The organism is Treponema putidum, assembly GCF_000755145.1.
Taxonomy (GTDB): Bacteria; Spirochaetota; Spirochaetia; order Treponematales; family Treponemataceae; genus Treponema_B; species Treponema_B putidum.
This window is the reverse complement of sequence record NZ_CP009228.1, coordinates 2,585,644-2,601,893: the sequence shown is the minus strand read 5'-3', so window position 1 is coordinate 2,601,893 and position 16,250 is coordinate 2,585,644. Positions and strand designations below refer to the sequence as shown.

10 protein-coding genes and 3 pseudogenes are annotated in these 16,250 nt (G+C 35.2%); all 13 read left to right on the top strand.

The genetic code is table 11. The features are described from left to right. Nucleotides 1-493: 493 nt before the first annotated feature. A pseudogene (locus JO40_RS15385) lies at nt 494-952 on the top strand (RHS repeat domain-containing protein); the annotation flags it as partial. Nucleotides 953-1,215: 263 nt separating this feature from the next. Continuing rightward, on the top strand, nt 1,216-1,488 hold the full coding sequence (locus JO40_RS11945; protein WP_044979515.1) for a hypothetical protein: 273 nt from the start codon (nt 1,216-1,218) through the stop codon (nt 1,486-1,488). Nucleotides 1,489-1,921: 433 nt separating this feature from the next. Next, nucleotides 1,922-5,356 carry an RHS repeat domain-containing protein gene (locus tag JO40_RS11940; protein ID WP_084224548.1) on the top strand — a complete coding sequence of 1,145 codons (3,435 nt, stop codon included), beginning with the start codon at nt 1,922-1,924 and terminating at the stop codon, nt 5,354-5,356. A 1-nt stretch (nt 5,357) separates the two neighbouring features. Continuing rightward, nucleotides 5,358-5,699 (top strand): hypothetical protein, encoded by a 342-nt coding sequence (locus JO40_RS11935; protein WP_044979514.1) that lies wholly within the window; start codon nt 5,358-5,360, stop codon nt 5,697-5,699. Then, nucleotides 5,696-6,247 carry a hypothetical protein gene (locus JO40_RS11930; protein ID WP_044979513.1) on the top strand — a complete coding sequence of 184 codons (552 nt, stop codon included), beginning with the start codon at nt 5,696-5,698 and terminating at the stop codon, nt 6,245-6,247. The genes JO40_RS11935 and JO40_RS11930 overlap by 4 nt, the downstream gene beginning before the upstream one ends. A 232-nt stretch (nt 6,248-6,479) precedes the next feature. Continuing rightward, nucleotides 6,480-6,848: a hypothetical protein gene (locus tag JO40_RS11925; protein WP_245608893.1), complete on the top strand. Its 369-nt coding sequence runs from the start codon at nt 6,480-6,482 to the stop codon at nt 6,846-6,848. A gap of 212 nt (nt 6,849-7,060) precedes the next feature. After that, nucleotides 7,061-7,639 (top strand): hypothetical protein, encoded by a 579-nt coding sequence (locus tag JO40_RS11920; protein ID WP_245608892.1) that lies wholly within the window; start codon nt 7,061-7,063, stop codon nt 7,637-7,639. 537 nt (nt 7,640-8,176) lie between these two features. Then, nucleotides 8,177-8,635: pseudogene (locus tag JO40_RS15435) on the top strand (RHS repeat domain-containing protein); the annotation flags it as partial. A 676-nt stretch (nt 8,636-9,311) separates the two neighbouring features. Further along, the gene (locus JO40_RS11910) at nt 9,312-9,686 is read left to right on the top strand and encodes a hypothetical protein (RefSeq protein WP_144242289.1); all 375 of its coding nucleotides are present in this window, start codon (nt 9,312-9,314) and stop codon (nt 9,684-9,686) included. 62 nt (nt 9,687-9,748) lie between these two features. Beyond that, entirely contained in the window at nt 9,749-10,204 is a 456-nt protein-coding gene (locus JO40_RS11905) for a hypothetical protein (RefSeq protein WP_044979843.1), read from the top strand. A gap of 73 nt (nt 10,205-10,277) precedes the next feature. Further along, entirely contained in the window at nt 10,278-13,673 is a 3,396-nt protein-coding gene (locus JO40_RS11900) for an RHS repeat domain-containing protein (RefSeq protein ID WP_245608891.1), read from the top strand. Between the two features lie 4 nt (nt 13,674-13,677). Beyond that, nucleotides 13,678-14,397: an SEL1-like repeat protein gene (locus JO40_RS11895; protein ID WP_044979511.1), complete on the top strand. Its 720-nt coding sequence runs from the start codon at nt 13,678-13,680 to the stop codon at nt 14,395-14,397. Beyond that, nucleotides 14,387-16,220 (top strand): annotated as a pseudogene (locus JO40_RS13735) (RHS repeat domain-containing protein); the annotation flags it as partial. The gene JO40_RS11895 and the pseudogene JO40_RS13735, both read left to right, overlap by 11 nt. Nucleotides 16,221-16,250: the final 30 nt, after the last annotated feature.

The following is a 16,250-nucleotide window of genomic DNA, read 5'->3' as shown; positions in this document are numbered from 1 at the left end:
CTTGTAAAATAAATTGTATAAATAGTTGAAATATGATATTATGTGAGAAAATAAAAAATTTGGAGGAAAGAGTAACAAGTAATTGATAAAACTGTTGAGGAAAATAGATAAAATTATGAAAACAAATCATCATTTGTATTCACAGCTTAACTATCTCCCCCGGACAGCGATTGAAAGGGAACAAAAGCAATTTATAAAAATTGCTTTTGCTGTACATCTTTCCGCAGTAATTTCTGCGGAAAGATACCGAAGCGATAGCGTAGCCCTGAAAAGAGCGGTGTTCAATTTTGTTTTCTTCGTAATGCTAAAAAACAAAATTGAGCAGTCCGCCAAAACAAAACTATTACTAAACAGCCCCACTGACATGCCTTTTGGAAATAGACATGTTGGATGCAAGGAACGAGAAAAAATTAACCGCAGGCGTACTTTATGTACGTTGAGGATTAATTTTTTTGAAGCGACGCCGCAGACGGCGTGTATATTTTCAAAAGAAATGACGCATACGAATAACCACGGAGACAACGAAGAACAAAAAGCAAAACGGTACTACTATCATTCAGATCACCTCGGCAGTGCACAGTTCGTAACAGACTGGAAAGGTAGGCAGTATGAACATATAGAGTATACACCCTACGGAGAACTATGGATAGAGGAAGTTGCCGCAGGGCTGGATAAACTGCCCTTTAGGTTTACGGGAAAAGAGCTTGACGAGGAGACGGGACTGTATTATTATGGAGCTAGATACCTTGACCCGAAATACAGTAGATGGTTATCGGGAGACCCGGCATTAGGTGAGTACATTCCGCAAGCACCGGTAAATGACGAAGCTAAAAAACATAATGAGAACTTACCGGGACTGGGCGGGGTTTACAATACGGTAAACTTACATGTATACCACTACGCGGGGAATAATCCTGTGAAGTATGTGGATCCGGATGGAAAGAAGATAATTGTTGGAATTACTATTGCAAAAACTGGTATTGATCTTTTTGGGCAACATGCTTTCATAATGGCTATTGATGAAAAAAATCCAAAAAATAGTGTTATGTTAGATGCATCAGGTCAGTATGGGGGTACTGTGAGAAGTTCTGACATAATTTCTGGTGAGCAGTATACTATTACAGTTCAAGCCTATTTAAACTATTGGGACTCTGACGAAAAATTGATTACATTCGAATTTGATCTTACTGAAGCTGACGAAAAAAAATTAAAACTATGATTTTAAATATTGAAGGAAGATCTTTTTTATCATGTGCAAGCAAGGCTTCTTTGCTATTAAAGGATTCTGGATTATTTAAAGGCATAAATTATCGAAGTGCTCCAAAAAAATTATTAAAAGATTTACAGGATTATGCTAAAAAAAATCCAGGAAAAGTAATAAAGAGAGAGTATGATATGAAGACTAATAAGGAAATTGTGATTGAGATAAAAGATAATAAGGAAGCAAATAAAAAAATAAATAATAGAGGAATATATGATGAAAAATAAGTTTCTATTATCTTTATATTTTATAGTTTTTTATTTTATTTTTTTATTTTTTTTCTAATGTTTTTTATATATCACAACAACATTATAACGAAATAAAATATATAGTAGTTTTTTATGGGCTTTTTTTTGCGATATATTTTTATTTTTGGAAGAAAACTATAATAAAAATATTATTTCCGGTTTTTACTATTGGAATTTATTATATTTCCATAATAGTTTTTAAAATTTGTTTATATGCTAGAATAGGCAAGAAATTAGATTTGACTATTATAAAGCCCGATTTTAATGAAGTTATTTTAATTTTTATTATAGTTTTGATTATCTTTTCCTTCGCTTTTAGTATTATTATAATGAATATGATAGGTAAACATAAAAAATATAGGTGACGTATGAGTGTTTTTATAGTAGTATTTTTTAAGGACTAATATAAATTATGAAAACAGACCCTTACATTTATTCACAACCCAACTATCTCTTTCGGGCAGCGATTGAAGCAGAAATCCTTTTTGCGGTTTGTTTAAGCAAATGCGGTTTTTGGAGCGTAAGCGTAAAAACACCGCCTAAAAAAAGCCCATGCAGCAAAAAGATTGGAGCGGAAAGCGCGGTGTTCAATTTTGTTTTCTTCATAATGCTAAAAAACAAAATTGAGCAGTTCGCCAAAAGAAAGTTATTATTAAATAAAAACAGCTTATCAGAGGTTTTTCCGCTTACGGTAGGAAGCGGAAAAACAATGACTTTTGAAAATAGGCGAGGTAAGTACAAGGAGTTAGGCAAAAAAGTACCGCAGGCGTATCGGGTATACGTCGAGGACACTTTTTTGCCGTGCGACGCAGTAATTGCCCGCATATTTTCAAAAGAGGTAATTCACGATGGACTGGGAAGAATAAGCTACACGGCAAAAGAAGGGGAGGTGTACATTGACGGAACCAGTGACCAAACCCAAACGGGCTGGAACATCTCAAGTGTAATCAACTACGACAAGGCAGGACGAAAGAGCGAAGAAGGAATGCCCTTCTTTTACGGAGGGAACTTAGAAAGCGATTTAAAAAACGTCTTATCGTATCAGGCGATAGAACAGTTTTATGAGCTTAACAATTTTACAACCATACGGAACGGAACAAAATACGAGTATGACGATATTGACAGGAACATCCTAACCAAGCTTCCAGATGGAAATACACAAAAAACGGAATACTCGATAGACGCTTCGCTTAAAATAACAAAGGCAACCGACCCGCTAGAAAACATAAGTATCAGCAAAAAAGATGCACGGGGAAACATACGGGAAGTAGAACGCTTAGATAAAAATAATAGTTTATTAACCAAAGCCAGATACGAATATTCGGTGTTAGGAGAAATGCTGCGAGCATACGACGCAAACGATAACCTTTTATCGGTAACGTATGACCTACTTGGAAGAAGAACGGCGCTTGAAAGCAAGGACACCGGCAAAAAAGAATGGATATACGACGATAAGGGCAGGCTTTACGCAGAAACGGATTCGGTATTAAAAAACAAAGCTGCCGAAATACGGTACGAATACGACGGACTAGACAGAATAATAAAAATAGATTATCCTTTTAGCCAAGACATAGAATATAAATACGGAGCGCCGGGACAAAAAGGAGCAGGGCAAGTAGTCTACAAAAAAGATGAGACGGGAGAAACGCATTACAAGTACGGTGAATTAAACGAGGTAATAAAAGAAACAAGAACCATAAACCGCTACGAAGCAGTAAGCAGCTCTGAAACAGCCTCTTTTGAATACCGCTCGGATTACCTTGGGCGAATGCAAAGTATGAAATACCCCGACGGAGAAACCATAACCTACACCTACGATAAAGGCGGGCAATTAAAGGGCGTAAGCGGAGAAAAAACTACAAACAAGGGTAGCATAAAATACTCTTATGTAGACAAAATCCTATATGACGAACACGCACAAAGAGTATATATAAAGTATGGAAACGGCGTAGAAACACGGTACAAATATGATGAAAAACGAAGATGGCTTGATACAATAGAAACAAAGAATAACCAAACTCAAGACGTCTTCCAAAAAATAAAATATAATTTTGATGCAGTTGGAAATGTCCTCGGTTATAATAACGACGCAACTACCTACGAAACACAACAAATATATTCTTATGATAGCTTGTACCAACTGATAAGCGTAGAAGGAACAAGCAACCAATACAAGGGTAAAAAGAGCTTCGGTATGACACCGGTAAGTGTTGCAAAATATAAACAAACCTTCAGCTTTGACGCTATAGGCAACATGACCAATAAGCTAAGCACCACCAACATACCCGGCTCCCAAGGAAACTCCTATCCCAAGGCTGAACTTGACTATAATCTCGACTACGAGTACGACCCGGCTTATGCTCATCGTTTAATAAGAGCCGGAACTAGATACTATCGCTATGACGCGAACGGTAACATAACGGCAGAAAAAGACGGACCATTTACAGATGAAGAAGATTTTACCTTTACATACTCCTATTTTGAAAATGAAGACGTCTACGGCGCCGACTACGGCTTCGGCCTTGACGCCCCAAAAGAAACCGAACAAGCAAACCCGCAAGACCTCTTTGCTTATAGGCGCAACTACACATGGAATGAACGGAACCTCTTAACAAAATCAAGCGACCGGAACTTTACCGTACACTACCGTTATGGAGACGACGGACAGCGGGCCCTTAAATACAACGACGAAGGCCGAAGCGAAACCTTATACTTCAATAACTTCTTTACGATACACATACCCACGCAAGATCAGAACAACCCGCAAGGCTTAAGAGTGCATAAGCATATATTTGTAGGAAACTCACGGCTTGTAACCGCGATGACGCATACCGATAACAGTGGCGACAATGAAGAGCAAAAAGTCAAGCGGTACTACTATCATAGCGACCACTTAGGCAGCGCACAATTTGTAACCGACTGGAAAGGCAGACAGTACGAGCACATTGAATACACACCCTACGGAGAGCTCTGGATTGAAGAGACTGCACCGGGAATAGACAAACTGCCGTTCAGGTTTACAGGGAAAGAATTAGATGAAGAGACGGGTTTATACTACTACGGAGCGAGGTATCTTGATCCGAAGTATTCGAGGTGGTTGTCAGGCGATCCGGCGTTAAATGAGTATATACCTAAAGCTCCTATTGACGATGATGCTAAGAAACATAATGAAAATTTACCCGGAATGGGCGGGGTGTTTAATACTGTCAATCTTCACGTTTATCATTATGCGGGGAATAATCCGATTAAGTATACTGATCCGGATGGGGAATCTGTTGTAGTAGTTACTGCTGTTGTTGTTTGGGGTGTAAATGCTTTATTATTAATGATTGGCGTGCATCATGTTGCAAGTTCAAATAAAGGTGACAAATTATATCAGCAAATAGCAAATGGCAATACCAAAGAATTCTCATCAACAGACCTATATGATTTATATAAATCAGGAAGAGGTAGAAATGTTACGTTATCTCAAGTTGGTTTATCAAGTAAGATTCAAAAAGCTGTTGCATCGAATCCAGCACTTACAAAAAATAAGGGTAGTGTTCAATCAAGATTTATTAATCAGTTAAAGAGTGGGGGAGCCGATGAAAAATTTGAAAGAACTTATGATTTTGGATCAGTTGTATTTGCTATAGGAGGAGCAACGGTTAGCGGTCAATTCGATGGTACTGTTACAAAAAATGAGAATGGAACAACGCATATTGAAGGGACAATTACTTATTCATTCCATGATACATTTACTGATCCATACGATACATTTAATGTTACAACAGGAGAATTTAATCCCGATGGAAAACCGTATGAAATAACTGAAACTTGGACTGTAAAAATTAATGGAGATTACTAGGATGACAAAAAAACAGATTGTGATTTGTCTCCTCGTAATTACTTTTGCTATGACGGCAATTCATTTGGTTGAAATATTTTTTTTAACAGCTAAAATTGCCCATGGATATGAGGTGCATCAAAATATTTTATTAGATCGTTGTGACTTATATGGACAAGATAGAGGTTGTATTGTAAAGGGGGTCTTGGACTGGATTGTAAAAAGAGGATATATATATGGCTTTTGTGATGAGAAAGCAGCAAGGTGGTTTATATATAATACAAAAACAAAAAGTTATGGTTGTTTAATGTTGAAGTCGATTTCAATAATAAGCTTAATGAATTGCATTTATCTTTTACAATGAGTGATACAAGGTGGATATATGATTATTCGAATGGCATATATCGGCATTTACATCTTGATGAACAAGAAGCTTTTCGTAAATTATCTGCTCACACCAAGATTCAAAAAATATTAGAAGAATATAGATATGACAATGGTGATTTTCCGCGGTTGTTTTTGTATGATTACGCAAATATTCTTACAGAAGATTTAGAAACCAATATACCGATATTATTTACATATCTTAATCAATTTGATATGTACCCTGTGACAGAAGCAGATCAAGGTTATAATATAATTGAATGGATATTATTTGATTATTTTTATATAAACGATGATTTATTAAACCAAGATGATTTAAATACATTTTGTACAATAACACAGCGGAAAATAGATGCATATTTAAAAAAATATAAAACGATTGATAAACGGATTATTTTAGCGGAGAAGCATATCAATAGTATAAAAAAAGGTAGGTTTAATACTTTGCAGAGTACACCGCAAATGCTGTATGAAAAATATACAGCATTAGGGTATAATGATTTAATTGTTGAACAAGATTCCGATTAGAGGTTATGACGGTATTATAGAAGGAAAAAAAAGTATTTTTTAGATGAGAATAAGAAATAATTGCCAGCATTTAGATAATTTTCTCCATCGGACAGCGATTAAAGCGGAAATCCTTTTTGCGGTGTGTTTAAGCAATTGCGTGAAGAATTAAAAGTTATGCGTATTTTGCTTAAAGAAGAGCCAAATACTTGATCGGTTCATATTTTATTATTTTGGAGGTGTATAAAATTATATGGAAGATTTTATGGGTAATTTTATATTATTTATGTTTATTTTTGTTATGGTGAATTTAGGATCGATTGCAAAATCGGCGCTTTTGCATAATGAATCTTGGAATGAAATAATAAGGACAAATATAATTCTAAGTATAATTATGATTTTATGGTATTGGCCTGCCGTATATGACATAGAACTGAATATTTTCTTATTTTTATTTTCTTGCTTTGTATTTGGTGTAATGATGATAGTACTATGTATTATTAAGAAAAAATATGAAAAACACCGAGAAGGAGTGAATGAAGATCTTTTTTTAGTTGGCGGTATATTTATCTTTACAATTGTAAAGTATATATTTAAAATAAAATTAGTTGATTGTTTTTAATAAATATATTGTAAGTGGAATCATAAATGACTAGATGTATTAGATATTTTGATAAAATTTCTGAAGAATATGTAGGTATGTTAAGTAAATTTTTAAAGATAATATATTACCAAATCCTATTATTGAGGCTTGGTATAATGCTAGTGAAAAAACTGAGTCGATTAATGATTATGCAGCAAATCAGATAGAACATTATTATAAAACAGGAAAAGTTGAGTAAAAATGAAAAATTTTTTTTAATTTGTTTTTTTATTTTAATAATTATGGAAGTTAATGCAATGTTTTCTGGAATTATTTTTTGGGATATATCTATTAATGATTCTGATATTGAAAAATTAGATAAGAATGATATTGTTACATGTTTAAAAGAGAAAATGAATATAATTTATATAATAGAGGAAACAAAAATATTATCATATTTTTATGATAAGCATTGCATAGAAGTCAATTGTAATGTTAACCTCGAAGATTTGAAAGCTAATATGAAGGGGTTTAATGACTTATTATTTTCATTTGTTGTTGATGATATGATTGTTTTTACTGGTATAAATAGAATTGGAAGACCACCATTGGCTGCAAAAAATATGTATGATGATAAATTTATTAAATTATTTGAAGTTAGATATATAAATAAATATTATTTAGTTTTTTCTAATACTCCATATTCAGTATTATATAGTATTAAAAGTGGAGCAGATTCTGATGATGGTAAAATTAAAAAAGAATATGCTATATTATATAATTTCTTTATTAAGAGAAAAAAATTAAGAATGCATTTCTCGGAAAATTAGTGCTAAAGTAAAAAGTTCTATTATTCAAAATTATGATAATAAAAATATATGTAATGCAGAGGTGGATAAATCTATGAAATATATTTATAATTCATTAAATAAAGGTTGGAAATGAAAGTGTTCTCTTGTTTTTACCCACAGCCCAACTATCTCTTCTTTCGGACAGCGATTGTAAGGGAGCGAAAGCAATTTATAAAAATTGCTTTCGCTGTACATCTTTCCGCAGTAATTTCTGCGGAAAGATACCGAAGCGACAGCGGAGCCCTGAAAAGCGCGGTGTCGGTATTTGTGTACCTTTGCATAGTATTAATGATACACAAATACCGGCAGTCCGCCAAAAGAAATTTATTATTAAATAAAAACAACTTATCGGAGGTTTTTCCGCTTACGGTAGGAAGCGGAAAAACAAGTGCTTTTGAAAATAGGCGAGGTAAGGACCAGGAGATAGGCAAAAAAGTACCGCAGGCGTATCGGGTATACGTCGAGGACACTTTTTTGCCGTGCGACGCAGTAATTGCCCGCATATTTTCAAAAGAAATGACGCATACCGACAACTACGGCGACAACGAAGAGCAAAAAGTCAAGCGGTACTACTATCATAGCGACCACTTAGGCAGCGCACAGTTCGTAACAGACTGGAAAGGTAGGCAATACGAGCACATTGAATACACACCGTACGGAGAACTCTGGATAGAGGAAGTAGCAGCTGGATTGGATAAACTGCCCTTTAGGTTTACAGGAAAGGAGCTTGACGAAGAAACAGGCTTATACTACTATGGAGCACGGTATTTAGACCCGAAGTATAGTAGGTGGTTATCGGGAGACCCGGCGTTGGGTGAGTATATACCTATTGCAGGTGAAGATAACTCTAAATTACCTGCCGGAGGAATATTTAATTTAATGTCTTTTAGTTTATTTAATTATGCAAATAATAATCCTATAAAATATATAGATCCTACAGGCAGAAATCCCGTATATGATATTGAAGGAAATTTGATTGGTGTAACAGAAAATTCAGGATTACAAGGGGAAGCCTTTATTATGAATAAAGAAGATTATGATGCAAAAATGAGCCTAGAGGATGCAAAGAATAAAAATTTAGGAATTGAAGGTTTGAACGGAGAAAGAGCCTTAAACAAATTTAATGATAGCTTTGCTGGTTTGAAGGACAGACCGGACTGGGATGGAAAATTAACACTTGAAGAAGCCAATGAGTGGTATAAAAATGGAAATGGACAAGAGTTATTTGTTGATATAAATCAAATAGATTTATCTATGCTTTATTCTTTGGGCGATAAATATATTGGAAAAAGATATGTATTTAATTTGTTTACACTAGGAAGCAAAGATGGTAAAGTTTATGGCTCTTTAACTTTTATTCGTTATCCTAATGATACTTGTAGGGCTTTTGCTGATAAATATGATTTTGACATGAAATCATGGAAAAATCCTCTAAATTGGTTTAGAAATATTGCTACTATTGCAGGAAGTGTCTATGCAGGGAAAGGGGTTCCTTATACTATCAATATTTATGGTAGTGCTCAGTTAAAAAGGAAAAACTAAGATGCGTATTTCGATGTCTTATTATTTTTTTGTTATTGTACTTATGATTCCTATATTAATTATTGTGTATATTACAAGACAAAGCAAATTATATAGGAGTATAAAAATATTGATTTATGGACTTCTTCTATCTTTTATATTTCTTTTATTTTTTACAGTGTTTGATGATGGTTTGTACGAACTTGGAGATGACTTTTGTTATTATGAAGATTTAGCGGCTGTTATGAATGATAATATAGATTTAACTGATATTCCGCCTAAAATACTTTCATATCAGTATGATGATAATTTTATAGTTGCAAAACAAAAACCTAGACGGTATAAGGAGTTCAATTATACTTATAATGAAGACTATAAATATTCTAAAGGCTTGGATTCGGAGTATTATTGGATTATTAAAAAAAAGAGAAAAAAGTTTTCGGCCCATTGGAATATAGTCAGTTTATTAGGCTGTGTGATGAGTTTTATGTACCGGAAAATTTAAGATTAAATTAAATTTGTTGAGATGTGATTTTGAGTTTTATTACAGTTACAGGTATAAATAATATGGGAGATAAAGAAGTGAGAAAGAAATTTAGTTTGCTATTAATTGTTGTGTTAGGATTTATGATGGTTTCATGTTCTACATTTCCCCAAAGAAAAAAATATGAAAGTTTAAAGAAATACATGAAATCGCATGGATGGTCAGAAGTTAATTATAATCCTGATTTTTCTGATATTATTGAAACTGTATATTATCTTGTATATCAAGAGCCTTTAAAACGTGGAGTAATATCCTGTCATTACTATGAAGTTGATAATGTTACTTTGCGTCTTATAAGTGATAAAAGCAAACCTGATGATCCAAACTTTATGGTATGGATTCCAATAATGCATGAAGGAAAAAGACATTATTTTATGAAAATAAATTATATGTTAGAAGTTGTTGATACATATACTTCTGACTTATATGATATCAATGGTAATTTTATAAGGGAAGAGACACGTAAAATATTTTATTAAATTGTTGTATAAAATCGAATATACAATTTGATAATATTTTTATAAAAATTATTGAGTTGAGATAAATGATAAAATGAAAACAAAACCTTACTTTTACATACAACCCAACTATCTCACCTCTCGGACAGCGATTGAAAGGGAGCAAAAGCAATTTATACAAATTGCTTTTGCTGTACATCTTTCCGCAGTAATTTCTGCGGAAAGATACCGAAGCGATAGCGGAGCCCTGAAAAGCGCGATGCTGACACTTGTGTACTTTTACATAATTATGATAGTACACAAGTGTCAGCAGTCCGCCAAAAGAAAGTTATTATTAAATAAAAACAGCTTATCAGAGGTTTTTCCGCTTACGGTAGGAAGCGGAAAAACAATGGCTTTTGAAAATAGGTGGAGCAGATACAAGGAGCCTAGTAAAAATAAAGCGGAGGCGTATCGGGTATACGTTGAGCATTTATTTTTACGTAGCGACGCAGGAGATGCCCGCATATTTTCAAAAGAGGTAATCCATGACGGCTTAGGACGCATAAGCTACACGGCCAAAGAAGGAGAAGTGTACATTGACGGAACAGAGAACACAACCCAAACGGGCTGGAACATCTCAAGTGTAATCAACTACGACAAGGCAGGACGAAAGACGGAAGAAGGAATGCCCTTCTTTTACGGAGGGAACTTAGAACAAGAACTGGTAAATAAAAACTCTTATGAAGCCCTTGAATCTTTTTACGAACTAAATAATTTTACAACGATAAGAAACGGAACAAAATACGAGTATGACGACATAGACCGAAACATATTAACGGTTTTGCCTGACGGACACACACAAAGAAATGAATACTCGATAGACGCTTCGCTTCAAATAACAAAAACAACCGACCCATTGGAAAACATAAACATCAGTAAAAAAGATATAAGAGGAAACATAAAAGAAGTAGAAAGACGTGATAAAAACAATACCTTACTAACCAAAGCCCGATACGAATATTCGGTATTAGGAGAAATGTTAAAAGCCTACGACGCAAAGGACAACCTTTTGGCAGTAAACTATGACATGCTCGGAAGGCGCATAAGTTTAGAAAGCCTTGATATGGGAAGAAAAGAATGGAACTATGACGATAAGGGCCGCTTGGAGTATGAAAACGACTCCGTATTAAGATCAAAATTAGCGTCAATAAAATATGAATACGACGGACTGGACAGAATCATAAAAATAGACTATCCTTTTAGTGAAGATGTAGAATATGAGTACGGAGTACCGGGAGAAAAAGGAGCGGGAGAGGTAATCCGCAAAAAAGATGAGACAGGAGAGACAATGTACAGCTACGGCCTACTAAACGAAGTAAAGGTAGAAACACGGACAATAAAGAGGGGAAGAGAATTTCAAAAGCCCGTAACTGCCGTGTTTAACTATGAAGCCGATTACTTAGGCCGAATGCAAAGCATAAGCTACCCCGACGGAGAAGTGTTAAGCTACAGTTACGACAAGGGCGGACAATTAAAAGGAGTTATAGGTAAAAAAGGAATAGAAACCTATAGGTATGTAGACAATATCTTATACGATGAACACGGTCAAAGAGTTTACATCAAATACGGAAACGGAGTAGAAACAAGATACAACTATGACCCTGCACGGCGTTGGCTAAAAGACATCAAGACAGAAAACAAAGATAAGAATTTGGTATTCCAAAAAATAAACTATAACTTTGATGCAGTAGGCAATGTAGAAGGATACATAAACACGGCTAGTAAGTATGAAACAAGCCAAAGCTACAGTTATGACAATTTGTACCAACTTATAAAAGCCGAAGGAACGCACAAACAATACGGAGGAATAAACCCTAACCCCGATAACCCTCACCCGTCAAATCCCTTACACACAAATAAATACAGACAAACCTTTGCCTTCGACATAATAGGGAATATGACGAATAAGAGCAGTACTACGAACATCTCAGGAGGCTCAATAGGAACTACGGATGACACAAAACTAAACTATGAACTGGATTATGAATATGACAGTAAATACGCCCACCGCTTAATAAGAGCCGGAACCCGCTATTACCGCTACGACGCCAACGGCAACATCACTGCAGAAAAAGACGGAAAGTTCAGCGACAAAGAAGATTTTACATTTACCTATTCCTACTTTGCAGAACATGACGTATACGGAGTAGATTACGGCTTTGACCTAGAACCCCCTGAAGATGACCCTGCAAACCTAGAAAGTGGAGGCACAACCACAGGAGGCGGAATACAAGGAGGCTATCGACGGGACTACACATGGAACGAAAGAAATCTCTTGATAAAATCAGACGATAAGTTAAACACAGTGATATACCGCTACGGAGATGACGGACAGAGAGCCTTAAAATTTACACAGCAATCAAATAGCGAAACTTTATACTTTAACAATTTCTACTCGGTACATCAAGTTGCCCATGAGCCCAACCACGAGCACGGACTAAGAGTAAGCAAACACATCTTTGTTGGAAACTCGCGGTTAGTAACTGCTATGACTCACGCTGATAATAACGGCGACACAACGGAACAAACCGAAAAAAGATATTATTATCATGCAGACCATTTACAGAGTGCACAGTTTATAACAAATCCTAAAGGCGAACAATATGAACATATAGAGTATACACCATACGGTGAACTCTGGATTGAAGAGACTGCACCGGGAATTGATAAACTGCCGTTTAGGTTTACGGGAAAAGAACTGGATGAAGAGACTGGTTTATACTACTATGGAGCGAGGTACTTGGATCCGAAATATAGTAGGTGGTTATCGGGAGACCCGGCGTTAAATGATTACATACCGCAAGCGCCGGTAAATGACGAAGCCAAAAAGCACAACGAGAACTTACCCGGAATGGGCGGAGTGTTTAATACCGTAAATCTTCACGTTTATCATTATGCGGGGAATAATCCGGTAAAGTATGTGGATCCGGATGGGAGAAGTGTGTGGGCAGAAATCGATTCTGAAATTAAATCTATAATAGATAAATTATATAATGATAGTCCTACATTTAAAAAACATTATGACAATTTACTGGCTGAAAAAGCACCTAATGGTCAAAAAATTTTAGTAACTATTACTACTGATTTAGGGAAATATGCTGGGAATACTGTTACAAATGATTCTCCGGTGATATTTGAAGCGGATATAGAAACGCTTGATAATAAAGGTAATCGTGTGAATAAAAAAATGCAAGCTACTACTGATATGGTAATGGCTATTAATATTAATATAGATCTAGATCGTGTATATAATAAAGATTTACCCTTAGTAGATATTATAGCGGAAGAGGTGGTGCATGCATCTGACATAACAAAAGTTGGTTCAGAAAAATGGAATAAAATTGCTCGAGAGGAAAATAAATTACCTTATAAAGATCGTCCGAGAGAAATAAGTGCTAAAAATCAAGTTAAAATAATTTTATCGGAACTTAGAGATAAAAGGAAGTGATAAAGTGAAAAAACAATTATTTAGTTTTAGCATAATATTTTTATATCTTATTAATATTTATTGTTTAGAGATTGATATTGTTGATATAAATGAATTTGAAAATACATATCATATGATAGATAGACTAAAGACTGACTTTTTAGACTATCATTTTGACTATGAACGGGATAAAACTGTTGAATTTAAAATAAAAGTAGAAATAAAAATTCTCCAAATTAGAAATGAAAAAAAGAAGATATATATTGCTGTTTATAATGATAGTATTGAATTGTCCAATTTAAGTATTTATTGTGCTATTATGAAATTTAATTCTTTCGGCTTTCTTGAATTTTATGAATTATGTAAATTTTCTGAAGAAAAAATTAAAGATATGTATCCTACAACTGTCACCTATGTGCAAAGAGGAGATGATTTACTATCTTATCATATTTCCGATAAAACATTGCAAGAGTTTAAAGAGTTTTCTTTGAATGGTGGAAAACATGCACCTTTTTATTTATATCAATATTATACCTATAAGAATGATGAAAGTGCTTGGTATTGGCTGCAGATAGGGGCACAAAATGGCAATAAAAAGTGTCAATATGAATATGGTAAATATCTTCTGGCAAAAGATGATAAAGATAGTAAAACAAGGGGGCTATTTTGGATAAAAAAAGCGGTATTTAATGCAAGTAAAGAAGCACAGCAATTGTTAAAACAAATAGAAGAAAATGAACATTAGCTATTTATTAAAACATTTTAACTATCTCCTCTTTCGGATAGCTATTGAAGCGAAAATCCTTTTTGCGGTTTGTTTAATCAAAAAGCAAGCTCTGACCGGAGGGAAGAGCCTTGCCCGTGAAGACAAATGCAGCAAAAAGATTGTAGCGGAAAGCGCGGTGCTGACACTTATGTACTTTTACATAATTATGATAATACACAAGTGTCAGCAGTCCGCCAAAAGAAAGTTATTATTAAATAAAAGCATCTTATCGGAGGTTTTTCCGCTTATGGTAGGAAGCGGAAAAACAATGGCTTTTGAAAATAGGCGAGGTAAGTACAAGGAGTTAGGCAAAAAAGTACCGCAGGCGTATCGGGTATACGTCGAGGACACTTTTTTGCCGTGCGACGCAGTAATTGCCCGCATATTTTCAAAAAAATGACGAACATGCGCAAAGAGTCTACATCAAATACGGAAACGGAGTAGAAACAAGATACAACTATGACCCTGCACGGCGTTGGTTAAAAGACATAAAGACAGAAAACAAAGATAAGAATTTGGTATTCCAAAAAATAAACTATAACTTTGATGCCGTAGGTAATGTAGAAGGGTATATAAATACTTCAAGCAAATATGAAACAAGTCAAAGCTACAGCTACGATGCCCTCTATCAACTTATAAAAGCCGAAGGAACGCACAAACAATACGGAGGAATAAACCCTAACCCCGATAACCCGCATCCTTCAAATCCCTTACACACAAATAAATACAGACAAACATTTGCTTTCGACATAATAGGGAATATGACGAATAAGAGCAGTACTACGAACATTCAAGGCGGCTCAATAAGCAGTGATGACACAAAATTAAACTATGAACTGGATTATGAATATGACAGTAAATACGCCCACCGCTTAATAAGAGCCGGAACCCGATACTATCGCTACGACGCAAACGGCAACATAACGGCCGAAAAAGACGGCCCCTTTACAGAAAAGGAAGAGTTTACGTTTACCTACTCCTACTTTGCAGAACATGACGTATACGGAGTAGATTACGGCTTTGACCTAGAACCCCCTGAAGATGATCCTGCAAACCTAGAAGTAGGCACAACAAGTACTACACCTACAGGAGGCTATCGACGGGACTACACATGGAACGAAAGAAATCTCTTGATAAAATCAGACGATAAGTTAAACACAGTAATATACCGCTACGGAGATGACGGACGGAGAGCCTTAAAGTTTACACAGCAATCAAATAGCGAAACTTTATACTTTAACAATTTCTACTCGGTACACCAAGTTGCCCATGAACCTAATCACGAACATGGGCTTAGAGTAAGCAAACACATCTTTGTCGGAAACTCGCGGTTAGTAACTGCTATGACTCACGCTGATAATAATGGAGACACAACGGAACAAACTGAAAAACGTTACTACTACCACGCAGACCACCTGCAAAGTGCACAGTTTATAACAAATGCCAGAGGAGAACAGTACGAACATATAGAGTATACACCTTACGGAGAGTTATGGATAGAAGAGACTGCACCGGGGATAGATAAGTTACCGTTTAGGTTTACGGGGAAAGAGCTGGATGAGGAAACAGGATTGTATTATTATGGAGCGCGGTACTTGGATCCGAAGTATAGTAGATGGTTGAGTGGGGATCCGGCGTTAAATGATTATATGGCTGGTTCTTCTGTAGGTGAAGGCGGTATATATAATACGGTAAACTTTAATGTATACCATTATGGCGGAAATAACCCGATTAAATATATAGATCCAAATGGAATGTGGATTAATAATGGGGACGGAACCTACATTGCAGAAAAAGGAGATACATTATATGGTTTATATGGAGATGATTGG

Bases quoted from the DNA above. Each gene is read 5' to 3' on its own strand.
- JO40_RS11945 (WP_044979515.1), top strand. From the start codon at position 1,216: ATGATTTTAAATATTGAAGGAAGATCTTTTTTATCATGTGCAAGCAAG.
- JO40_RS11930 (WP_044979513.1), top strand. From the start codon at position 5,696: ATGAGTGATACAAGGTGGATATATGATTATTCGAATGGCATATATCGG.
- JO40_RS11925 (WP_245608893.1), top strand. From the start codon at position 6,480: ATGGAAGATTTTATGGGTAATTTTATATTATTTATGTTTATTTTTGTT.
- JO40_RS11905 (WP_044979843.1), top strand. From the start codon at position 9,749: ATGGGAGATAAAGAAGTGAGAAAGAAATTTAGTTTGCTATTAATTGTT.
- JO40_RS11935 (WP_044979514.1), top strand. From the start codon at position 5,358: ATGACAAAAAAACAGATTGTGATTTGTCTCCTCGTAATTACTTTTGCT.
- JO40_RS11940 (WP_084224548.1), top strand. From the start codon at position 1,922: ATGAAAACAGACCCTTACATTTATTCACAACCCAACTATCTCTTTCGG.
- JO40_RS11900 (WP_245608891.1), top strand. From the start codon at position 10,278: ATGAAAACAAAACCTTACTTTTACATACAACCCAACTATCTCACCTCT.